This is a genomic window from Bacillus sp. FJAT-27231 (genome assembly GCF_001183975.1).
Lineage (GTDB): Bacteria > Bacillota > Bacilli > Bacillales > Domibacillaceae > Pseudobacillus > Pseudobacillus wudalianchiensis.
Genome location: NZ_LFZU01000001.1, coordinates 3493085 through 3516896, shown reverse-complemented (window position 1 = coordinate 3516896; position 23812 = coordinate 3493085). Strand labels below are relative to the sequence as shown.

Here is a 23812-nt window from a genome sequence, read left to right as displayed (position 1 = left end):
CAAATTTTGATCCTGTTGTATAATAGAGTAGGAAGGGGGAGAGGAACTTGAGTATGCATTTGAAGCCCGGACTTTGGCAGCAGCAAACGATGAAACTCGCGATGACCCAGGAATTAACACAAGCAATTGCTTTGCTGCAATACTCTGCCCAGGAGTTAACCGAATTTTTAGAAGCAAAGACAATGGAAAATCCATTTATCCAATTGGAAGTATCGGAAATGAAAGCGCTTCAGTCCAAGGAAAAAGCGAGCGCTCGCAAAGGAAGAATCGAGAAAAAGGATGATAAAAACTGGGTTGAGCATATAGCTGATCACTCCCAGACACTTACAGATTACTTAAGGATGCAGCTTTCACTCGTCCAGATGAGTGCTGAACAAAGGCGAATCCTTGATTTTTTATTATATAATATGGATGAAAACGGCTACATGTCGATAACGGTGGAAGAAACTTCTCAGATGTGCCGCTGTCAAGAAGAAACAGTAGCAGAGGTTCTTCAATTTATTCGTGAATTAGAACCTGCTGGCGTCGGTGCAATCAATTTGCAAGATTGTCTGCTGTTGCAGCTTGAACGGATGAAAGACGTTCCACCGATCGTACCGGATATTATTCAGCATTATTTTGTTGAATTTGCCGAGAAAAACTGGCGTGTCGTCGCTAAAAAGCTAGGTGTGGATGTAAAAGAAATTCAAGAAGCAGCTGATTTTATTCAAAAGCTAAATCCGAAGCCCGGCTCTCGTTTTCATTATGAACAACCGACGTATGTTCGTCCAGATTTGACTGTGATTCTAAAAAACGATTCAATTGAAGTGCACTTGCTTGAAGATGAGATGCCGAAAATCGTTTTTCAAAAAGACTATTTTGATGAACTAGCCAGTCACAAGGATGACCAGCTAAAAGAATTTATGAAAGATAAGCATAAAGATTATCTCTGGTTATTGAAGAGTCTAGAGCAGCGCAAAAGAACGATTCAGCGCGTTGGATTAAAGATTGTTGAAAAACAAAAAGACTTTTTCTTTTACGGCCCGAGCCGTCTGCAGCCGCTGACAATGAAGGAGATTGCGGATGAGCTGGAGATTCATGAATCGACGGTCAGCCGGGCGGTACGCGGAAAATATATGCAGACACCTTATGGTACTTATGAGTTAAAGACGTTTTTCCCTGCAGGTCTATCGGGAGGGGGAGGAACAGAAGAGACGGCCTCTGCCGCTCAGGTAAAATCAAAAATTACCGAACTTGTTAATGAAGAAGATAAGAAAAAGCCGCTTTCTGATCAGGAAATTAGCAATCTTCTAAAGGAAGAAGGCTGGAAGGTATCTAGAAGAACGGTGGCTAAATATCGTGATCAGCTCTTTATTCCTTCTTCTTCCAAAAGAAAAAGATATGATTGAGAATTGAGGAACGAATGAATGAAAGAAGTTTATTTTTATACACGAGCTCAATGCTCCCTTTGTGAAGAGGCAAAGCGCACGTTAGAGCTTGTTCAAGAAGAAGTAGCATTTCATATTCATGAAATCAACATTGATGAAAGTGATGAGTTGACGGAGAAATATGGATTGATGATTCCAGTCGTTGAAATGGATGCAGAAATAATTCAGTTTGGACACGTAGATTATCCAACCATTAAAATGAAATTGGATTCCTAGACTTGTCGAAGTACTCCATTAGGAAAAATTCATATCGATTGCTTTTCATTATTCTCCCTGTTAAAATGATTTTTATAACAGGGATTTATTTTTTTTAGATTAAGTGGGACACGATTTTTAAAATAGGGACAAAAAACGACCCTTTATAAAAGAGGGATTTTAGATGCAAACACTGATTGATATCCAAAAGAAAATCGTACCGGATTTGCTTGATGTCTTACAAAAAAGATATGAAATTTTGCAGTCGATTCGCTTATCTCAACCAATTGGCAGGAGAATTTTAGCTCAGTCGCTTGGATTCACAGAGAGAACTCTTAGGTCAGAAGTGGAGTTCTTAAAAAAGCAACGCTTAATCGACTACAAGACCACTGGCATGATTTTGACAGAAGAAGGGATCTCGGTTCTTGAAGAATTGCAAGAGTTGATGGGCATGATAAAGGGTATACATACGATGGAAGAGCGGCTGAAAGAGCAATTTGGTTTGGATGAGGTTACCATCGTTCATGGGGACAGTGATCAGTCTTCCTGGGTAAAGAAAGAACTTGGCAAAGCTTGTGCAAATAGTATAAAACAGCGTCTATTGGCAAAGAATATCATCGCAGTAACAGGAGGAACAACGACGCTCGAAGCAGCAGAGGCGATGACAAAGGATTTTGCTGATGGAAAAGAAGTTGTATTTGTACCAGCAAGAGGAGGGCTCGGTGAAGATCTATTAAACCAGGCAAATTCCATTGTAGCAAAAATGGCGGCGAATACTGGCGGCAAACATCGATTGCTGTATGCGCCTGATCAGATTAGCCGTGAAACCCACGAATCCATTTTGAAAGAACCGACGATTAATGAGGTGCTTCAGCTGATTAAATCCTCTACCCTTGTCCTTCATGGTGTAGGAGAGGCGATTGCAATGGCACAACGCCGCAATACGCCTGAAGAGGAATTCCAGAAAATTAAAGATGGAAAGGCGACGGCAGAGGCGTTCGGCTATTATTTTAATGAAGCAGGGCAGATTGTCCATCGTGTGTCGACGATCGGCTTACAGCTCGATGATCTTGTGTCAGCTCATGACGTCATCGCAGTCGCTGGTGGAGCATCGAAGGGAAAAGCGATCCGCTCTTATTTGCGGGGAGCCCCAAAAATGACAGTACTCATTACGGATGAAGCAGCGGCCGAACAGTTGTTGAGTGAGTCCTGCTAGCTGGACAATTGTTTAAAAGCTGCTAACTATAAAAACTTTAAAATTTCAAGAAGGAGCGATTTACATGACAGTAAAAGTTGGTATTAATGGATTTGGACGAATCGGACGCGTTGTCTTTCGGGCAGCAATGAAAAATCCTAACATAGACATTGTAGCGGTCAATGATTTAACGGATGCGGAGATGCTGGCTCATCTTTTAAAATATGATTCCGTACATGGCACATTGGAAGAGGAGATCAGTGTCGAAGGAGAATATATCCTCGTTGGTGACAAACGGGTAAAAGTAACGGCTGAACGTGATCCAGCCCTTCTTCCTTGGGGAGAACTTGGCGTAGAAGTCGTCATCGAATCAACTGGCCGTTTCACAAAGCGCGAAGATGCGGCGAAACATTTAGAAGCGGGTGCGAAAAAAGTGGTAATTTCAGCGCCAGCCAAAAATGAAGATATCACCATTGTGATGGGTGTAAACCAAGATCAATACGATCCGGCCAACCATCATGTAATTTCCAATGCTTCTTGTACAACGAACTGTCTAGCTCCATTTGCTAAAGTCTTGAACGATAAATTCGGCATTGTGCGCGGTATGATGACGACCGTTCACTCCTATACAAATGATCAGCAAATTCTAGATTTGCCTCATAAGGATTACCGTCGTGCGCGGGCTGCAGCAGAAAGCATTATTCCAACAACGACAGGAGCCGCAAAAGCTGTTTCACTTGTTTTGCCGGAGTTAAAAGGCAAATTAAACGGAATGGCGATGCGTGTACCGACTCCTAACGTATCTGTTGTTGATTTAGTAGCTGAGTTGAATACGAACACAACAGCAGAAGAAGTGAACGATGTGTTAAAAGCAGCAGCAGAAGGCGAATTAAAAGGTATTCTTGCTTATAGTGAAGAGCCGCTCGTTTCACGTGATTACAACGGAAATCCAGCGTCTTCTACGATTGATGCCTTATCTACAATGGTATTGGAAGATAACATGGTGAAGGTGTTGTCTTGGTACGACAATGAAACAGGTTATTCTAACCGGGTTGTCGACCTCGTCGATTATATTGCGCAAAAGGGTTTATAATTCAAATAGTGTGATACTAATAATAAAATGTGTTATATTTTTCGATATCTTTATTGGAAAATGGTAACCCAACATCTATAATGTAAATGGGATGAAAGGGGAGCGGGGAAAAGATCCCCCTCCTTTTTATTTTACTTTTCTATTGAAGAGGGAGGACCTTTTTAGATGAACAAAAAGACGATGAAAGATTTGGATGTGAAGGGCAAGCGCGTATTTTGCCGTGTGGACTTTAACGTACCGATGAAGGATGGTGTCGTAACAGACGATACACGTATCCGGGCAGCGCTTCCAACCATTCAATATTTGTCTGATCAAGGCGCAAAAGTCATTTTAGCAAGTCATCTTGGCCGTCCGAAAGGTGAGGTAAAAGAGGAATTGCGCTTAACACCTGTGGCAGCCCACTTATCCCAGCTTTTCGGCAAAGAAGTGAAAAAAGCGGATGAAGCTTTCGGTGAAGCCGTTCAAAAGGAAATAGCTGAAATGAAAGACGGCGATGTGCTGCTGCTTGAAAATGTTCGTTTCTATCCAGGAGAAGAAAAAAACGACGAAGAACTAGCAAAACAATTTGCTGCGCTTGCTGACCTTTATGTCAATGATGCGTTTGGCGCTGCTCATCGTGCTCATGCCTCTACAGAAGGGATTGCTCATCATTTGCCATCGGCAGCCGGCTTTTTGATGGAAAAAGAGTTAGATGTGCTTGGAAAAGCCCTGTCGAATCCAGAGCGTCCATTTACAGCTATTATTGGCGGCGCTAAAGTAAAAGATAAAATTGATGTCATTGATCACTTGCTTGATAAAGTGGACAATTTAATTATCGGCGGCGGGCTTGCTTTCACGTTCATTAAAGCAAAAGGCTATGAAATCGGAAAGTCGCTGCTCGAAGAAGATAAAATTGAATTGGCCAAGCAATTTATGAAGAAAGCAGAAGACAAAGGTGTTGCATTTCTCATGCCGATCGATGCTGTCGTTGCCGATAAGTTTTCTGAGGATGCCGAAGCGAAGATCGTCGACATCGAAGACATTCCGGCTGATTGGATGGCACTCGATATTGGTCCAAAAACGAGCAGTCTCTATCAAGCAGCTATCAACTCATCTAAGCTTGTGATCTGGAATGGACCGATGGGTGTGTTCGAAATGGACAAGTTCGCTGAAGGAACGAAGGCAGTCGCCGAAGCTCTTGCTGAAGCGGAAGATACATATTCAGTCATTGGCGGTGGAGATTCTGCAGCAGCAGTTGAAAAGTTCAATCTGGCTGATAAGATGAGCCATATCTCAACAGGCGGCGGTGCTTCGCTTGAATTTATGGAAGGGAAGCAGCTTCCGGGCATTGTCGCCTTAGATGATAAGTAAAATCCATGAAAAATAGAAAGGATGAAGCTTTATGCGCAAACCGATTATTGCAGGCAACTGGAAAATGCACAAAACAGCAGAGGAAGCAAAAAGCTTTGCTCTAGAAGTAAAAAATCGTGTGCCAGATGCTCTCATCGTGGATAGTGTTATTTGTGCTCCTGCTTTGTTTTTACAAGAGCTTGTACAGACGGTGCAGGATTCTGACGTTCATATTGGAGCGCAGACGATGCATTTTGAAGAAAGCGGGGCGTTTACCGGAGAAATCAGCCCGAAAGCTCTGGCGGATCTTGGCGTCAAGTATGTCATCATTGGCCACTCCGAGCGTCGTGACATGTTCAATGAAACAGATGAAACGGTAAATAAAAAAGTACTGGCTGCTTTTAAAGCTGGAATGACGCCAATCGTGTGCTGTGGCGAAACGCTTGAACAACGTGAAAATGGCGACACGAACCGTTTTGTTGCAAGCCAGGTTGAAAAAGCGTTGGCCGGTCTTACGGCAGAACAAGCAGGGGAAACGGTCATTGCCTATGAACCAATTTGGGCTATCGGAACAGGGAAATCTTCGACAGCAGAAGACGCGAATGAAGTGTGTGCTCACATTCGTCAAACAGTAGCAAAGCAATTCTCACAAGAAGCAGCAGACAGCCTGCGTATCCAGTACGGGGGCAGCGTCAAGCCAAATAATATTAGTGAATTTATTGCTCAATTTGATATTGACGGAGCGCTTGTAGGAGGAGCCAGCTTGGAACCAGCTTCATTCCTTCAGTTATTGGAGGCCGTTAATCATGGCTAAATCACCTGTTGCATTGATTATTTTGGATGGCTTTGCCTGCCGGGGTGAAACGAAAGGAAATGCAGTAGCCCAGGCAAAAAAGCCAAACTTTGACCGCTATTGGGAGCAGTTTCCCCACTCGACGTTAACAGCGAGCGGTGAAGCAGTAGGTCTGCCAGAGGGTCAAATGGGAAACTCTGAGGTAGGGCATTTAAACATTGGTGCCGGCCGCATTGTTTATCAGAACTTAACCCGTATTAACATTTCGATTCGTGAAAAAGAGTTTTTCAAAAATGAGGCCTTTTTAAAAGCGATTCACCATGCGAAGCAGAATGGATCCGCTCTTCACTTGTTTGGCTTGCTGTCCGATGGCGGGGTTCATAGCCATATTGAGCATTTGTTTGCTTTATTGAAGCTCGCAGCACAAGAGGGGCTGGAGAAGGTATATGTTCATGCCTTCTTAGATGGCCGTGACGTCGGTCCGCAAACAGCAAAAGGCTATATTGAAGAAGCGCTCGAAAAAATGAAGGAATACGGTGTTGGCCAATTTGCTACTATTTCTGGCCGCTATTATGCGATGGACCGTGACAAGCGCTGGGATCGGGTAGAAAAAACATACCGTGCAATGGTATACAACGAAGCGCCGTTCTTTAAAGACCCGCTAGAAGTGGTGGAGGAGTCCTATGCAAACGGCATTTATGATGAATTTGTCGTTCCGGCTGTCATAACGAATGAAGCAAATCAGCCGGTGGCAAAAGTGCAAGATAACGACGCCGTCATCTTTTTCAATTTCCGTCCTGACCGGGCGATTCAACTCTCGAATGTGTTTACAAATGAAGAATTTGAAGGGTTCGACCGTGGTGAACTGCTGCCGAAAAACCTTTATTTCGTCTGCATGACCCCTTATAGTGTAACCGTTAAAGGCGATATTGCTTTTGATAGTGTAGATTTAACGAATACCATTGGGGAAGTATTGTCTGCGCATGATTTAAATCAGCTGCGTATTGCCGAAACGGAGAAATATCCCCACGTTACTTTCTTTATGAGCGGCGGCAGAGAAAAAGAGTTTTCTGGAGAGAAACGGATTTTAATTAATTCTCCGAAAGTCGCGACTTACGATTTACAGCCGGAAATGAGCGCTTATGAAGTAACGGAAGCCTTGTTAGATGAAATTCAAAATGACCGTCAGGATGCAATTATTTTAAACTTTGCCAACCCGGACATGGTGGGGCACTCGGGGCTGTTACAGCCAACGATTAAAGCGGTGGAAACAGTCGATGAGTGTTTGGGCCGCATTGTAGATCTAATCCTTTCTAAAGGCGGAGCGGCGATTATTACTGCAGACCACGGAAATGCTGATGAAGTCGTTACGTTAGAAGGAGAGCCGATGACAGCTCATACGACGAATCCGGTGCCGGTTATTGTCACAAAGAAAGAGGTTGAACTGCGCGAAGGCGGTATTCTTGGTGACTTAGCGCCAACGATGCTTGATCTGCTAAAAATAGAGAAGCCAGCAGAAATGACTGGAACATCTTTAATAAAAAAATAAGGGTTTTATCAAAAGGAGAGAATTTTTATGCCAATTATTACTGATATCTATGCACGCGAAGTATTAGATTCTCGTGGAAATCCAACAGTGGAGGTAGAAGTTTACACACAATCCGGCGCTTTCGGAAGAGCGCTCGTGCCGTCTGGTGCTTCTACTGGAGAATATGAAGCCGTTGAATTACGTGATGGTGACAAAAGCCGTTACCTTGGCAAAGGTGTATTAAAAGCGGTTGAAAATGTAAATGAAGTCATTGCACCAGAACTTGTCGGCAGCTTTGAAGTACTAGATCAAATCGGCATTGACCGTGCCATGATTGAATTAGACGGAACAGATAACAAAGGCAAACTCGGTGCCAACGCTATTCTTGGTGTATCTATGGCTGTTGCGCATGCTGCTGCTGATTTCCTTGGCGTTCATTTATATGAATATCTTGGCGGTGTAAATGCAAAACAATTGCCAGTACCGATGATGAACATCTTAAATGGCGGTGAGCACGCTGATAACAACGTTGATATTCAAGAATTTATGGTTATGCCAGTAGGTGCGGAAAGCTTCAGAGAAGCTTTGCGCATGGGAGCAGAAATCTTCCATAGCTTAAAAGCCGTTCTAAAAGAAAAAGGCTTAAATACAGCAGTAGGTGACGAAGGCGGGTTTGCTCCGAACCTCAAGTCAAACGAAGAAGCTCTGCAAACAATCATTGAAGCGATTGAAAAAGCGGGCTACACACCTGGTGAACAAGTGAAACTAGCGATGGATGCTGCTTCTTCTGAGTTTTATAACAAAGAAGACGGCAAGTACCATTTGAGCGGAGAAGGTGTCGTAAAAACTTCTGCAGAAATGGTTGATTGGTATGAAGAAATGGTTTCTAAATATCCAATCATTTCAATTGAAGATGGATTAGATGAAAATGACTGGGAAGGCCACAAAATGCTGACTGAACGCATCGGCAGCAAAGTGCAGCTTGTTGGTGATGACTTGTTCGTAACGAACACAGCAAAACTTTCTCAAGGAATCGAGCAAGGTGTTGGCAATGCCATCCTTATTAAAGTGAACCAAATTGGTACATTAACGGAAACATTTGACGCAATCGAAATGGCGAAACGCGCTGGTTACACAGCTGTGATTTCTCACCGCTCTGGTGAAACAGAAGACGCAACAATCGCTGATATTGCCGTTGCAACAAATGCAGGACAAATTAAAACAGGCGCGCCATCTAGAACAGACCGCGTCGCTAAATACAACCAACTTCTTCGTATCGAAGACCAGCTTGGTGCGCTTGCCCAATATCTTGGCAGCAAAACATTCTATAACTTAAAGAAATAAGAGTAAAGGGGTCAGTATCCCACCACTTTAAAGCGGTGAGGGACTGACCCCTTCTTGAATTCCTTTTGCTAATTTGTTCACTTTTTAGTTATTTTATGTTAGAGTTAGGTTATTCGTATGTTCGTTTATGGAGGTAGAACGATGCACACTTTGTTATTGACTCTTCTTGTGATTGTATCTATTGCGTTAATTATTGTGGTGCTGCTGCAGTCAGGAAAAAGCGCCGGATTGTCCGGAGCCATTTCCGGTGGAGCAGAACAGCTTTTTGGTAAACAGAAAGCTCGCGGAATCGATTTAGTATTACACCGTGTGACGGTTGTATTAGCTGTTTTATTTTTCGTTCTAACTATTGCCGTATCTTATTTTGGTCTATAATGCAAAGAGAGCTGTCCCTGAAATCGGTTTTTACCGTTTTTTAGGACAGCCCTTTTTTATTTTAACATACGATTTTATTTATCATTTCCCGCTTTTGGAGCAATGACCTCTGCTGCAATCTCAGTTTGTTCATCAGCAAACTGAGGCGGTTGTTGCCGGAACCCTTTAGTTATATACAACAAGTAGGAAAAGCCGATGAGGGCCCAGACGATCCCTAATGTTAGAGAATGAATATCCAAGTTTACCCACAGCACACCAACAATCGCTGCTCCGATGAGCGGCATGACCAAATAGTTAATAAACCCTTTGACCGTTTTATGTTGTTTCTTATGAATAACAAAGTAGCTAATAACAGATAAGTTAACGAATGTGAAGGCGATTAAGGCGCCAAAATTAATCAGTGAGGTGGCCGTAACAAGATCAAGAAAGATCGCTGACAAAGAAACGATTGCTGCAATCATAATATTGAACATCGGCGTGCGCCATGTTGGATGAAGATAACCGAACCATTTTTTCGGAAAAACATTATCTCTTCCCATAACATACAAAAGCCGTGACACGCTCGCTGTAGAGGCGAGTCCAGAGGCGAGTGTATTGACGAACGTAATGCCAAGAAAAATTGATTGAAATAAAGCGCCTCCGACGTATAAAGCGATTTCAGGAAGAGCCGCTTCTGGATCGTTAAATCTTGCGTTGTCCGGGAAAAATACTTGAATAAAGTAAGAAGTAAAAATGAAAATAATGCCTCCCCAAAGCGCTGTAAAGAAAATTGCTCTTGGAATCGTTTTTGCTGCATCAGGTGTTTCTTCTGAAAGGGTGGTGACTGCGTCAAACCCTAGAAAAGAAAAGCAGAGAATGGTTGCTCCGGCAATAAGAGCCCCTACTTCCATGCTGTCGTTAAAGAAAGGCTGAGAAGTTAATAGCTGTCCAGTTCCTGTACCACTGTTAAGCCCCTTGATCACAAGAAACACAAATACGGCCATAATGGCAATTTGTATGAGAACAAAGAGTGTATTGAAATTAGCAAGGATATTAATGCCGCGCAGGTTGATTAGCGTGACTAGTCCGACAAAACCGACTACCCATATCCATGAAGGTACCGCTGGAAATAAAGCATTCAGATAAAGTTTAGTCAGTAAAGCGTTGACCATTGGCAAAAATAAATAATCAAGCAATGAAGACCAGCCGACCAAAAACCCGAGATGAGGACTAATGGCTTTTTGAGTATACGTATAGGCTGAACCGGCTGAAGGAAAGACTTTAACAAGCTTTCCATAGCTGGCTGCTGTGAACAGCATCCCTGCCAAAGCGATAAAGTAAGCGGCAGGCACGTGACCGCCTGTGATATCTGAAACAATCCCAAATGTGTCGAACACGACCATTGGAGCCATATAGGCCAAGCCGATCATAACAACTTGCCACAACTTTAAGGACTTTTTAAGACGAATGTTTTCATTCAAGGTTTCTCCCCCTTTTACGAATTTATTTTGAAATCTCCAAACATTCTTACAATTTTCGTGCCAACTAGCAGAGAATCATGAAAACGGATTCAAAGTAATCAAAGAAAACGTAAGCTTTTAAATATACATTATAAATTATTTCCAATTTTTTGTGAAAAAGTTTTCTGGTGATTTTTATTCTATTGTGCATAAATTATTATAAAATGAATAGACAAAATGGATAGCTAAGTATTTTTTGTACATTTAGCAGGCTTCAGACTCTGGCATAGATCTTGCAATCGTGTAAAAAATAAGAGCTGAAAATGATGAAAATGATGAAAATCTAATTTATACACGTAAAAGTCGATGACGAAGAGAGTAATCATAATGAGGGGACACAGCGAATCAGGGATGGTGGAAGCCTGATCGAGATCGAATGATGAACCGCACTTCTGAGACGCCTGCCTGAAAAGATCATGATAGGGCAAGCCGGGGATTTCCCGTTATTAAAAACAAGCCGGTTCTGTTATGGAACAAAGAGAGTGGTACCGCGGGATACAAACCCCGTCTCTTCTTAATGAGGAGACGGGGTTTTTTATTTTTATTAAAAGGAGAGAACGACGATGATGTATAGTAAAGAATTTGCAGAAGTTCTGTATGAGGCATTAGAGGGCAGGGTGACGATGGATCATTTGGAGCCATTCATTGAAAAGCCAAAGCATCTAGAACGTGGAGATCTGGCGTTTCCGTGCTTTTCATTGGCAAAAACTGAGCGGAAGTCCCCGCAATTGATTGCACAAGAGGTCAGCCAAAAAATAAATTCCCCGCTTTTTGAGAAAGTGGAAGCAGTCGGGGGCTATCTTAATGTGTTTTTGAATAAACAAGAAGTAACCGCCCAAGTGCTTGAAGAGATTTTACAAAAAAAACAAAATTTCGGCGCTTCAAACAGCGGAAAGGGAAAGACAGTAGCGATTGACATGTCTTCTCCCAATATTGCCAAGCCGTTCTCTATGGGGCATCTTCGTTCAACTGTAATCGGCCAGTCACTCGCCCTTTTATTGGCTCAATGCGGCTATAAACCCGTGAAAATTAACCATCTCGGTGATTGGGGAACTCAATTTGGCAAATTGATTACAGCGTATAAACACTGGGGAAATGAAGAGAAAGTAAAAGCGAATCCAATTAAGGAATTGCTCGCTTTGTACGTGAAATTTCACGAAGAAGCAGAAAAGAACGTCCGCCTGGAAGCTGAAGGACGTGAATGGTTTAAGCGGCTTGAAGACGGTGATGAGGAAGCAGCTAAGCTATGGAAGTGGTTTAGAGCGGAATCCTTAAAGGACTTTTCTCGGATTTACAAGCTGCTGAATATTGATTTCGATTCGTATGCGGGAGAGGCATTTTACAATGACAAAATGGACCGTGTTGTTAACTTGCTTGAGAGTAGAGGACTGCTTTCGGAGTCAGAGCAGGCTCAAGTCGTTTCATTGGAAGAAGAAGATCTTCCTCCTTGCTTAATTAAAAAGTCAGACGGGGCTACTTTGTATGCAACGAGAGATTTAGCGGCGGCTCTTTACCGTAAAGAAACGTACAATTTTGAAAAGGCTCTTTATGTCGTAGGAGGGGAGCAAAGCCTGCATTTTAAACAATTAAAAGCTGTATTAAAAAAACTAGGATTTGACTGGGCAGACGATCTGGTTCATGTTCCGTTTGGGATGATGCGTAAAGACGGCAAGAAAATGTCAACAAGAAAAGGACAGGTTGTTTTACTTGAAGAAGTGCTTCAGGAGTCCATTGCGCTTGCCAAAGAGAATATCGAGCTGAAAAATCCTAACCTGCCGAATAAAGAGGAAGTCGCGAGACAGGTTGGTGTCGGAGCCATTGTTTTTAATGACTTGAAAAATTACCGGATGAATGACATTGATTTTTCACTGGAGGATATTTTACGGTTCGAAGGAGAAACCGGGCCATATGTGCAATATACGCATGCGAGAGCCTGTTCTATTTTGCGGAAGGCCGCTTGGGATGGTAAAAAAGAAATGCATATTCAACTGTCCGGTGAACAAGAGTGGGAAGTGCTCGGTCTGCTGATGGCATTTCCGGAGACGATTGAAAAAGCGGCAGCGGACTTTGATCCTTCACGAGTTGCAAAACATATTATTGATTTGGCACAGGCTTTTAACAAATATTATGCAGAGGTAAAGGTGCTCCAAGAGGATGAGCAGAAGGAATCCCGCCTTGCTTTCGTTTCGGCCGTCACGCAAGTTTTAAGGAAAGGCTTATCCTTGCTTGGAATTGAAGCGCCGGATGAAATGTAAAAAATTATTCTGTAAAAAAAGAGTTAGAATCAAAGCGGAAAACGAATCCATATGCTTTCCGCTTTGAAGCATAGGTTTACGTATCCAAGTTTATTTTAAAGGTTTAAAATAGTTTGACTTTTTAGTGAGCTGGTTTTATAGTGGAACTAACTACCGGTAGTTAGTAACATTTCATACAATAGGAGCTGATAAAAATGAAATATCCACTTTCACCCGATGTAAAGCCTGAATTTTGTACGACTGGCACGTTTATGCGTTTGCCTTCCTCAAAAGAAAATGCAAAGCTGGCGATCGTAGGCATGCCCTTTGATACAGCCGCTTCTTTTCGTGTAGGGGCACGCTTTGCACCTCAAGCTATTCGTCAGGCCTCCATGACACTTTTTCCTTATCATCCGATTCATCAGGTATACCCATTTGATGAGTGTAACGCCATTGATATAGGAGATGTGCCAGTTATTCCTCATAACATTCATCGCAGCTATGAATTAATCGAAAACGCGATGGTCGATTTGATGAAGCAAGGAATCATTCCTATTGGTTTAGGAGGAGACCATTCTGTTACGCTGGCTAACCTTCGCGCTGCAGCTAAAATACATGGACCTGTCGCGTTGATCCACTTTGACTCCCACACAGATACATGGGATACATACTATGAGGAGAAGTATTGGCATGGTTCGCCGTTTATCCGGGCGCATGAAGAAGGCCTGCTGCAGCCGGATAAGGTGTTTCAAATTGGCATCCGGGGAACATTAAACCACCCGGGCGATATGCAAGCGAGTTATGATTTAGGGTATCAGGTGATCACGACTCCTGAGCTTTATGAACGCGGATTTGAAAGTGTGCTGAAGCAAATGAAAGAAGTTATTGGCGATACACCGTGCTTTTTAACATTTGATATTGACTTTGTTGATCCTTCCTGTGCTCCTGGAACTGGAACATTGGAGGTAGGCGGTTTCAATAGTCTTGAGACCTTAAAAATGGTTCGCTCCCTTACAGGGTTTAATTATATTGGGTTTGATTTGGTAGAGGTGCTGCCTACTTATGATCCGACGCAGATTACGTCTTTGTTGGCGGCAACGCTTGTCCATGAATTTGCCAGCTTGACGGCGTTAAAAATTAAAGATCAAGAGAAAGAAAATGTTCTGGGATAAGTGTTCTGTTCAGAAATGAGCTTGAAAAATAGATAGATCTTTAAATTGTATTCATAGGGGGGAAGACTTTACCATGAATGGGTCTCCAGCATTAAAACGATCGCTCACTTTACGACACGTAATTTTATTCGGCATTGCTTTTATGGCGCCAATCACCGTGTTTACAACATACGGTATTGCCATTGAAAGCACGCACGGAATGATACCAGTTGCTTATATGATTGCTTTGATGGTCATGCTGTTTACCGCTTATAGCTACGGAAAGATGGTTCAGGAGTTTCCGATAACAGGATCAGCTTATACGTTTGTGCAAAAAGGGATTAGTCCATCACTTGGTTTTCTTGTGGGATGGGTGATTTTGCTGGATTACCTATTCAGTCCTATGATCAGTGCCTTGCTTTTTGGGATTTTTGTGAATGCTTACTTGCCGGCAATTCCTATCGGCGTATGCATTCTTTCTTTCATCGTAATTGTAACCGCTATCAATATTTTTGGGATTAAGATTGCGGCTAATGTGAATGCGCTTCTTGTCTTTTTTCAAATTCTCTTTATCGTGGTTTTCTGTATTTTGTGCTTTAAAGGACTATTGGAAGGAAAAGGATCTGGAGAACTGTTCACGTCTGCTCCGTTTTTTGACCCGGATGTTAAGTTCTCAAATTTATTAGCGGTTGTCCCTCTGTTATGTTTTAGCTTTCTAGGGTTTGACGCCATAACAACTTTATCGGAAGAAACGAAAGATCCAAAAAGAGTAATGCCCAAGGCTATTTATGGGATTGTCTTGATAGGTGGAGTGTTGTTCATCGCTTCTACTTATTTTGCCCAGTCCATCTTCCCAAACTTTAATGTATTTAAGGATCCTGAGTCAGCTGCTGTGGAGATTTTTATGTATGCCGGAGGGAATTTTTTAAACGCATTCTTTCTTTCTGTAACTGTAACAGCAGCTATTGCTTCAGCAGTTGCATCCGGCGGCAGCGGATCGCGGATTTTATATGCAATGGGAAGGGAAAATATCCTTCCAAACAAGATATTCGGCCATCTTTCAGCCAAGTTCCAGACACCTGTCTATAATATATTGATTATTGCTGTTATCGCGATGAGCGCTCTGTTTTTAAGTATAGAGACAGCTACTTCCTTTATTAACTTCGGTGCCTTATTTGCTTTTACATTCGTGAATCTTTCGGTTTTTGTCCATTATTTTATCAGAAAAAAACAACGTTCAATAAAAGGGCTATTGTTATACATGCTCATCCCGTTAATGGGGGCTGCTACAACGGCTTTATTTTGGACGAAACTAGACATTCATTCCATGACTCTGGGGAGTATTTGGCTGCTCATTGGGTTCGGGTATCTCCTGCATCTAACCAAAATGTTCAAGCAGCGTCCGCCTGAATTGCATTTTGAGGAAACAGAATATGAAATGAAAATGGTCGAATAAGTAATTGCTAGAGTTATAACTTAAAAAGAAGAGGAGACGTTATGGTGAATAAGCAAAAGAAAGCAGATATTGTTCTTATTAGCAATGCTGTGTTTACAGGACTTGAAAGCAACCCGGAGCCAAAGGCGATCGCCATTGTTAATAATAAAATTGCAGCAGCAGGTTCCAAGGAAGAGCTCCAGTCATTGATCGGAGAAGAAACTAGAGTTCTTGATTGTGGAGACAAATTAATTATGCCTGGTTTTCATGATTTTCATTTGCATGCGATGATGGGCAGTCTTGCATTGGAATGTGTAAATCTTTTTGAAGCACGCTCAGAACAAGAAGCGGTCGAAATGGTGCAGCAGTACGCAGAACAGCATCCAGATGAACCTTGGGTTATTGGCTTTATGTGGGATTCGAGCTATTGGGAGGATAAGGGGCTGCCGAGCCGCTTTTCTCTTGACCGTGTATTCCCAGACCGGCCGGTTGTGTTGTTTCATGCGGAAGGGCATTATTCATGGGTAAACAGTAAAGCATTAGAGATTGCTAATATTGATAAGGATACGAAAAATCCATCTTATGGGACCATTGAAAAAGATGATAACGGGGAACCGACAGGCATATTAATTGAGGAAGCTTCTTCATTGGTAACAGAGTATGCTTACGATCTCCCGAAAGGTAAGAAAGCTAGTTTATTTAGAAATTTTCTGAAAGAAGCAGCGAGTTACGGAGTTACATCTGTCAATAATTTATATGGAACAGAAACATTAAGCAAGCTAGATGATTTTGAACTTTTTCAGGAATTTGAAGAGAATGCCCAATTAACGGTGCGCATGCATCTTTTTCCGCAGCTTGACGGCGATATTGACTATGCCAAACAACTGCGGGAAAAATATCAATCAGCTAAATTAAGAGTTGCTGGATTAAAGCAGTTCATTGACGGTGTCGTGACGAGCCGGACAGCTTATATGCTTCAGCCTTATGCGGACGAGCCGGACACTTGCGGACATGCAGCTTTCTCTTCAGCCCAATTAAAAGATTGGGTAGCTGCAGCCGATAAAGAGGAATTTAGTATTCGTTTTCACGCTATCGGGGATGGAGCTATCCGTTTAGCTTTGGATGTCTTTGAAGAAGCTCAAAAAATTAATGGAGCAAGAGATTCCCGCCATGCGATTGAACATATAGAAGTGATGAATAGAGACGATGTTTCCCGCTTTGCTTCATTAGGAGTGATTGCTTCTATGCAGCCGGATCACATGGCTCTATCTGAGAGAGGAGTTTATACAGAACGAATCGGCAAAGAACGGGAAAAAGATGTCTTTATTATTAATACACTGAAAAAATCAGGAGCACAGCTTGCATTAGGGACAGACTTTCCAATTGATTCTTTAAATCCGATGCTGCAAATATACCGGGCAGTCTCCAGAATTGACAGCGGCGGAAAAGATGTATGGAATCCTGATGAGCGAATTACTGTATCTGAGGCTCTGCGTGCCTATACGTATGGTTCAGCCTTTGGTACATTTAGAGATCATGAGCTAGGAACGCTCGAAGCCGGAAAATTAGCCGATATTGCGGTGTTGGATAGAAATATCTTTGATGTGCCCGTTGAGGAAATTCTTGATACGAAAGTGGAAATGACGATAAGTGACGGAAAAATTATTTATTCTAAACAAGAACAGCCGTCTTTCAGTTAACAAAGAGTCCTGTTTTTAGTTCTATTGACTAAGGACAGGGCTTTTTGTGTAAGTTTATAAGGAAACACTTAGACTAAACAGCGAGAATCGTTTATCATTTTCTTAATGAAAGAAAAGGATTCGGAGGCTGCTAATGACAAAAGATAAGATTATCGCTATAGCGATTGCGTTATTTGCTAAAAATGGATATGAGGGAACGACCTTAGCGGAGATTGCAAAGGGAGTCGGGATTCAAAAGCCGTCTATCTACAACCATTATAAAAGTAAAGAAGAAATATTTTTGACGATTTATAAGAAGATTTTATGGAATCATATCGAGGATGTAAGGCGGCTGATGGAGAGTATAAAAGACGCTTCTTCTGAAGAACAATTGAAGCAAATTATGCTATTAACAGCCCAAGATTACATAGATGACGAGGAAAAAACCACTTTTCTAAGAAGAGCTGTAGTCTTTCCGCCGGAGTCACTTAAAGAGCTTGTCAATGAAGAGTTTTTGTTATCGGAGGAAGCTTTGTCTGCTATTTTGCGTTCGATTTTTACACGGGGAATAGAGAAGAAAGAAATACGTGAAGAGAACATAGAAGATTTAATCATTGCTTATTACTGTTTGCTTGATGGAATCTTTATTGAATTGTCTTTCTATGGAACAGAAAAAATGGCTCCGAGACTTCAAAATATATGGAAGATTTTTTGGGCAGGCGTGAGTAGTTAAAAGTCTTTCTCTTTAATATGAATTGGAACCGTGCTATGAAGGATAAGTATAACGAACAGCGGTCTTTTCCTATGATTTCATTAAGGAAAGGGCCGCTCAATTTTTTACAGTGAAATCGTGCAGGTAGTCTCTTATCTTTTATTAGAGCGGCGAAATCTTTTTATTAAAAGGAATTGGGCTCTCTTGCTGGTTTCTGAGGACATTATTTCGTAAAATGATAATGAATGTCTGCGGAACGGTTCATACTAGAGAAAAGGGGTTTTTTGAATTATGAGATTACGTTTGCCGAAACCATTTACGTTTGAAGCTGGGAAGCGGGCGGTGCTTTTGCTTCATGGGTTCACGGGGAACTCTTCCGACGTGCGAATGCTTGGGCGTTTTTTACAGAAAAAAGGCTACACATCACATGCACCGCATTATAAAGGCCATGGAGTACCGCCGGAGGAGCTGGTCCATACCGGCCCGCAAGACTGGTGGCAAGATGTAATGGACGGCTACGAGCACCTGAAAAGTCTAGGACACACTGAAATTGCGGTAGCTGGCCTATCGCTCGGCGGGGTATTTTCGTTAAAGCTCGGCTATACTGTTCCTGTCAAAGGAATTGTGACGATGTGTGCGCCGATGTATATCAAAAGTGAAGAAGTAATGTATCAAGGTGTGATCGATTACGCTCGCCAATTTAAGAAGTTTGAAGGAAAATCGGAAGAGGTAATTGAACAAGAAATAGAAGCATTTAAAAAAACACCGATGAATACGTTGAAAGCACTGCAAAATCTCATATCTGATGTGCGCAATAATATCGATATGATCTATGCGCCGGCTTTTGTCGTTCAAGCCCGTCATGACGAGATGATCAATCCAGAGAGTGCTAACATTATTTACAATGAGATTGAATCAACGATGAAGGAAATAAAATGGTATGAAGAGTCCGGCCATGTCATTACCATTGATAAAGAAAAAGAGCAGCTTCATGAAGATATTTATGCTTTTTTAGAAAGGCTGGACTGGAACGATTAAGATGAAATGTGAGGAGGGAATATGATGGATCAGCAAAATGAACTCGTTGATCGGCTGTTGACGTATATGAAAGAAGAGTCTTACAAGCCGCTCACAGTGAAAGAGCTGGAAGAAATGATGCAGATTGAAGATTCTGCTGATTTTAAGGACTTTGTAAAAGCCCTTGTTTATATGGAAGAAAAGGGGCTAGTCGTTCGGACGAGAGCCAATCGTTATGGCCTGCCGGAGAAAATGAACTTAATCCGCGGCAAGATTTCCGGCCATTCAAAAGGATTTGCCTTTTTAATACCAGAAGAGCCGGGGATGGATGATGTCTTTATTCCGCCCCATGAAACGAACGGGGCTTTAAATGGAGACATTGCCCTTGTGCGGATTACATCGGAAACGAGCGGATCACGCCGGGAAGGGACCGTTGTTCGCATTCTCGAACGCGGAAAAACAGAGATTGTCGGTACATACACGGACAGCAAGCATTTTGGATTTGTTATTCCGGATGACAAAAAGTTTGCGAGCGACATTTTTATCCCGAAGGAGGCTGCTCACGGCGCTGTTGAAGGCCATAAAGTCGTCGTAAAAATTACTTCTTATCCTGATGGCCGCAAGAGTGCTGAAGGAGAAGTCATCAACATTCTTGGTCATAAAAATGATCCGGGCGTTGATATTATTTCGATCATTTACAAGCATGGTCTGCCGCAAGAATTTCCTGAGGAGGTAATGGCGCAGGCACATGCTGTACCGGAAACAATTAGTGAAAAGGATATAGAAGGCCGCCGGGATTTGCGTGATCAAACGATTGTAACGATTGACGGGGCCGATGCAAAAGATTTAGATGATGCTGTTACCGTGACCAAGCTTGATAATGGCCATTATAAGCTTGGCGTTCACATTGCGGATGTCAGCTATTATGTGACAGAAGGTTCACCTATTGATGAGGAAGCATATGAGCGGGGAACAAGTGTCTACTTAGTTGACCGCGTCATTCCAATGATTCCGCATCGTCTTTCCAACGGTATTTGTTCATTGAATCCGAAAGTGGACCGATTGACGCTCTCGTGTGAAATGGAGATTAACCCAGCAGGGGAAGTGGTCAAACATGAAATCTTTCAAAGTGTTATTAAGACGACAGAGCGAATGACGTACAGCGATGTGAATCAAATTCTCGTTGACAAAGACGAAGAACTGCGGGCTAAATACGAATCGCTCGTGCCGTTGTTTGAGAATATGGAAGAGCTGGCGTCTATTTTACGCAGAAAGCGGGAAAAACGTGGCGCTATTGACTTTGATTTTAAAGAATCAAAAGTCATTGTCGATGAAGACAGCAAACCAATCGATGTCGTGCTGCGTGAACGCTCCGTTGCCGAACGGTTAATTGAAGAATTCATGCTGGCAGCGAATGAAACAGTAGCTGAACATTTTCATTGGATGGACGTTCCATTCATTTATCGAATCCATGAAGATCCAAAAGAAGATAAATTACAGCGTTTCTTTGAGTTTATTACGAATTTTGGGCTTGTTGTAAAAGGTACATCAAACGCTGTGCATCCACGGGCTTTACAAGAGGTGCTGGAAGCGATTCAAGGGAAGCCGGAAGAGGTAGTCATCTCAACAGTTATGCTTCGTTCTATGCAACAGGCGAAATACTTTGATGAGAGCTTAGGCCACTTTGGATTATCAACGGATTATTATACTCATTTCACTTCGCCAATTCGCCGCTATCCGGATTTAATTGTGCACCGTTTGATCCGTACGTATTTAATTGAAGGACATGTCGATCCAGCAACACAAGCAAAGTGGGAGGCACGCCTGCCGGAAATTGCTGAGCACACATCAAATATGGAACGCCGGGCTGTAGATGCAGAGCGTGACACAGATGAACTGAAAAAAGCAGAATTTATGCTGGATAAGATTGGGGAAGAATTTGACGGCATCATCAGTTCTGTTACAAACTTCGGTATGTTCGTTGAACTGGAAAATACAATTGAAGGTTTAGTTCACGTTTCTTATATGACAGATGATTATTACCGTTATGATGAGCGCCAGTTTGCTATGATTGGTGAGCGAACGGGCAATGTGTTCCGCATCGGTGACCAAATCACTGTTCGGGTGAGAGATGTCAATAAGGATGAACAATCGATTGACTTTGAAATCGTTGGCATGAAAAATATAAGAAAGCGTCCAGCTGTGGAGACTAAAACGATTAATGTAAAATCAAAAAGTCAAAAAGCGAGCGGCCCGCAAGGAAACAGTGAAGAAGGAGCGGGCGGTGAGTGGACGAATCAGTCGCCGAACAAAAAGAAAAAACGCGGCAAGTATTATGAAGGCGTACCGAAAAAGCAAGCGAAGAAAAGACGCCGGAATAAAGGATAATAGGTACCCGGCGGCTCTTTTAGCTGCCGGGTCGGACTGAATAATGGAAGGTGAAGAAGGATGCCAAAGGGAGAAGGAAAAGTAGTCGCGCAAAACAAAAAGGCGCATCATGATTTTTTTATCGAAGAAACATTTGAAGCGGGGATTGTACTGCAAGGAACTGAAATTAAATCAATTCGCGCCGGACGGGTAAATTTGAAAGATGCGTTTGCCCGCATACAAAAAGGGGAAGTATTCGTATATAACATGCATATCAGCCCTTATGAACAAGGGAACCGTTATAACCATGATCCGCTTAGAACGAGAAAGCTGCTGCTGCACCGTAAGCAGATTGATAAGCTGATTGGGGAAACGAAGGAAGCCGGCTATTCCATTGTGCCGCTGAAAATGTATTTAAAAGACGGCTATGCGAAACTGTTAATTGGTCTGGCTAAAGGGAAGAAAAAATTCGATAAGCGGGAAGATTTGAAGAAGAAAGAAGCGAAGCGTGACGTGGAGCGTGCATTTAGAGAACGGCAAAAAGGGTGAAAAGCGAACAGCTGTTGCTTTTTTTGCTGATTATGTTATAATAAGAACTGTAGCTAAGCTTCGGACATAGAGTCCAATTCCTATTTTTATAATGGGGACGTTACGGATTCGACAGGGATAGTTCGAGCTTGGGCTGCGAGCCGAGGGGATCGTCCTCGTAAAAACGTCAAAGCCAATAATAACTGGCAAACAAAACAACAACCTCGCTTTAGCTGCCTAATAACAGCTTGAAGCGGTTCCTCCCTCCATCGCCCATGTGGTAGGGTAAGGGACTCACTCTTAGTGGGCTACGCCGTAGTTCTCCGCCTGGGGACAAAGGAAGAGATGAATCAGGCTAGCTGTCCAGACGCCCGTCGATAGGCAAAAGGAACAGCGAAACCCGTAATATATCGACTACGCTCGTAGACGTTCAAGTGCCGTTATCTTTGGACGTGGGTTCGATTAGTAAATAGTCGCCTTGTATGGTAACATACAAGTGAAAATTCGGCTTTATCGGTGAAACCTAAGTCATCGAATGATGATAAGGCAATGCCGAGCGGTATGTGGAGCAATCCAACAGCCGTGTATCGACTTATAGGCTGCCACTTAGCGGGCAGTACTAGGATGCGGGAAGCTGCCTGAGAGATCTGGGTAAAACTATTTTTCGCATAAGACGCCGAAGGACCTGTCTTACTACGCAGGTTCAAGATATAGTCAGTGCCATGACGAAAGCATGGAAAAGCACGTCCCACCGTCTCCACCATACATAATTTGGTGGATATTATCTAGTTAATTAAAAGACTTGCCAAACGTGGCAAGTCTTTTTGTGTTCGTGAACGAGAAGGAGGTCTTTAACAGTTTTTATATGTTAAAAAAGGCTTCCTCAAATAATAATTTTGCTTTTAGCATAGCTGTTGTATACTTTCCATTTCGAGGAGTGACTCTGTCGTAGTGTTCCAATATCCATTTGGCTCGATTTCTTTTTTATCTATTCTGAGATAGGGGGAAACTTCTTTTAAAATAATCAACACACTCTCTTTGTTCTTTATAGACAATGTATAAGAGTCCTTGTGAAGGCCAGGCTTATAATTCTTCTTGTTACTAATGGCTCCGCCGGTCAGTGTTTGAATGTATAGAAGAAGCTCTTTATCCGACGAAGAAATGGTAATGCAAGGACGCCGATGTTCTCTTTGATGCATTCTAGTTAGTGTGATAGAGCCTTCCCCGTCTATAATTCCTGCTAAATAGCCCGCTTCCCAATCTTTCATGTCCTCTCCCCCTAAATTATTGTTATTCCTGAAAAAATGGAAGCTTTATGAAAGAAAAAACTCGTCAAGTTGTGATGATCATCAACTTGTATAGAAGCTTCAAAACATAGAATTGTTATTTCTATGAGTCTATTTTTCTAAGAAAGGATAATAAAAATTAAGTTTTTATTTAGATAATGATCCAAGTATAGGGTTTAGATACGAGAAGCCTTACTAACCCAGCGCATAACAGCCGTGATGACATCTTCCAGTTCTCTGCCGATTGGGGTTAAGGAATAGATGACTTTTCTTGGGGAGGATTCGAATGTCTTCTTTACGACTAGTCCTTCGTTTTCTAGCTCCCGCAGCCGTTCTGTGAGGAGCCGGTCAGAGATGCCAGAGATTTCATTTAGCAATTCGTGATATCTTTTATCACCCTTTAGCAAAGTATAAATAATGATTCCCATCCAACGCTTGCCAATGAATTCAATCGTATGGTGAAAGTTATCGCAAATCGTCGCTTTGTCTTTATGTTTCTTCTGAAGACAATTCCATTCATTTTGTTCGCTCATTCTGATAACCTCAATGTTTTTATCTTAATTTTAGCATAGAGTATTTGACAACCCAAGCTTACTAGTAGTAAGCTTATTTTTGAACTTACTAT

At 42.3% G+C, this 23812-nt stretch carries 20 protein-coding genes, 1 other RNA gene and 1 other annotated feature; of the genes, 18 read left to right on the top strand and 3 right to left on the bottom strand.

Features of this window, described 5'->3' with window-relative positions; all coding sequences use genetic code 11:
• The first annotated feature begins 53 nt into the window (after window positions 1–53).
• From rpoN to secG, 9 genes are all read left to right on the top strand, one after another.
• Window positions 54–1388, top strand: coding sequence for an RNA polymerase factor sigma-54 (rpoN, locus tag AC623_RS16965; RefSeq protein ID WP_231603660.1), 1335 nt, complete (start codon window positions 54–56; stop codon window positions 1386–1388).
• A gap of 18 nt (window positions 1389–1406) precedes the next feature.
• Entirely contained in the window at window positions 1407–1643 is a 237-nt protein-coding gene (locus AC623_RS16960; protein WP_049664741.1) for a glutaredoxin family protein, read from the top strand.
• 163 nt (window positions 1644–1806) lie between these two features.
• Entirely contained in the window at window positions 1807–2838 is a 1032-nt protein-coding gene (locus tag AC623_RS16955) for a sugar-binding transcriptional regulator (protein ID WP_049664738.1), read from the top strand.
• Window positions 2839–2902: 64 nt separating this feature from the next.
• Entirely contained in the window at window positions 2903–3910 is a 1008-nt protein-coding gene (gene gap, locus AC623_RS16950; RefSeq protein WP_049664737.1) for a type I glyceraldehyde-3-phosphate dehydrogenase, read from the top strand.
• 165 nt (window positions 3911–4075) lie between these two features.
• Window positions 4076–5260 (top strand): phosphoglycerate kinase, encoded by a 1185-nt coding sequence (locus AC623_RS16945; RefSeq protein ID WP_049664734.1) that lies wholly within the window; start codon window positions 4076–4078, stop codon window positions 5258–5260.
• A 31-nt stretch (window positions 5261–5291) separates the two neighbouring features.
• On the top strand, window positions 5292–6053 hold the full coding sequence (tpiA, locus tag AC623_RS16940) for a triose-phosphate isomerase (protein WP_049664732.1): 762 nt from the start codon (window positions 5292–5294) through the stop codon (window positions 6051–6053).
• Window positions 6046–7581 (top strand): 2,3-bisphosphoglycerate-independent phosphoglycerate mutase, encoded by a 1536-nt coding sequence (gpmI, locus tag AC623_RS21825; protein ID WP_049664729.1) that lies wholly within the window; start codon window positions 6046–6048, stop codon window positions 7579–7581. Before tpiA ends, gpmI begins: the two co-directional genes overlap by 8 nt.
• 27 nt (window positions 7582–7608) lie before the next feature.
• Window positions 7609–8904 carry a phosphopyruvate hydratase gene (eno, locus tag AC623_RS21820; protein WP_049664727.1) on the top strand — a complete coding sequence of 432 codons (1296 nt, stop codon included), beginning with the start codon at window positions 7609–7611 and terminating at the stop codon, window positions 8902–8904.
• 141 nt (window positions 8905–9045) lie between these two features.
• Window positions 9046–9279, top strand: a complete 234-nt coding sequence (gene secG / locus AC623_RS16925) for a preprotein translocase subunit SecG (protein WP_049664725.1) — start codon at window positions 9046–9048, stop codon at window positions 9277–9279.
• A gap of 74 nt (window positions 9280–9353) precedes the next feature.
• On the opposite strand, the gene AC623_RS16920 is transcribed toward secG, so the two are convergent.
• Complete coding sequence (locus AC623_RS16920) at window positions 9354–10739, bottom strand: APC family permease (protein WP_049664723.1); 1386 nt, start codon at window positions 10737–10739, stop codon at window positions 9354–9356.
• Window positions 10740–11075: 336 nt separating this feature from the next.
• Window positions 11076–11293 (top strand) — a binding site (T-box leader).
• Window positions 11294–11341: 48 nt separating this feature from the next.
• Between AC623_RS16920 and argS the strand changes: the two genes are divergently transcribed.
• The 9 genes from argS (at window position 11342) to ssrA (ending at window position 22366) form a co-directional block, all read left to right on the top strand.
• On the top strand, window positions 11342–13033 hold the full coding sequence (argS, locus tag AC623_RS16915; protein ID WP_049664720.1) for an arginine--tRNA ligase: 1692 nt from the start codon (window positions 11342–11344) through the stop codon (window positions 13031–13033).
• Window positions 13034–13227: 194 nt separating this feature from the next.
• The gene (gene speB / locus AC623_RS16910; RefSeq protein WP_049664717.1) at window positions 13228–14184 is read left to right on the top strand and encodes an agmatinase; all 957 of its coding nucleotides are present in this window, start codon (window positions 13228–13230) and stop codon (window positions 14182–14184) included.
• A 73-nt stretch (window positions 14185–14257) separates the two neighbouring features.
• Entirely contained in the window at window positions 14258–15619 is a 1362-nt protein-coding gene (locus AC623_RS16905) for an APC family permease (RefSeq protein WP_049664715.1), read from the top strand.
• Between the two features lie 41 nt (window positions 15620–15660).
• Window positions 15661–17298, top strand: coding sequence for an amidohydrolase (locus AC623_RS16900; protein WP_049664713.1), 1638 nt, complete (start codon window positions 15661–15663; stop codon window positions 17296–17298).
• A 133-nt stretch (window positions 17299–17431) separates the two neighbouring features.
• A complete protein-coding gene (locus AC623_RS16895; protein ID WP_049664712.1) occupies window positions 17432–18010 on the top strand; it encodes a TetR/AcrR family transcriptional regulator in 579 nt (192 codons plus the stop codon).
• A gap of 270 nt (window positions 18011–18280) precedes the next feature.
• Window positions 18281–19027, top strand: coding sequence for an alpha/beta hydrolase (locus AC623_RS16890; RefSeq protein WP_049664709.1), 747 nt, complete (start codon window positions 18281–18283; stop codon window positions 19025–19027).
• Window positions 19028–19048: 21 nt separating this feature from the next.
• Window positions 19049–21394, top strand: coding sequence for a ribonuclease R (gene rnr, locus AC623_RS16885; RefSeq protein ID WP_049664707.1), 2346 nt, complete (start codon window positions 19049–19051; stop codon window positions 21392–21394).
• Between the two features lie 60 nt (window positions 21395–21454).
• The gene (gene smpB / locus AC623_RS16880) at window positions 21455–21922 is read left to right on the top strand and encodes an SsrA-binding protein SmpB (RefSeq protein WP_049664704.1); all 468 of its coding nucleotides are present in this window, start codon (window positions 21455–21457) and stop codon (window positions 21920–21922) included.
• A gap of 101 nt (window positions 21923–22023) precedes the next feature.
• Window positions 22024–22366: a transfer-messenger RNA gene (gene ssrA / locus AC623_RS21235) on the top strand.
• A 437-nt stretch (window positions 22367–22803) separates the two neighbouring features.
• Here ssrA and AC623_RS16875 read toward each other — a convergent pair.
• Entirely contained in the window at window positions 22804–23169 is a 366-nt protein-coding gene (locus AC623_RS16875; protein ID WP_231603539.1) for an LAGLIDADG family homing endonuclease, read from the bottom strand.
• A 194-nt stretch (window positions 23170–23363) separates the two neighbouring features.
• Complete coding sequence (locus tag AC623_RS16870) at window positions 23364–23720, bottom strand: winged helix-turn-helix transcriptional regulator (RefSeq protein ID WP_049664702.1); 357 nt, start codon at window positions 23718–23720, stop codon at window positions 23364–23366.
• Between the last annotated feature and the right edge of the window lie 92 nt (window positions 23721–23812).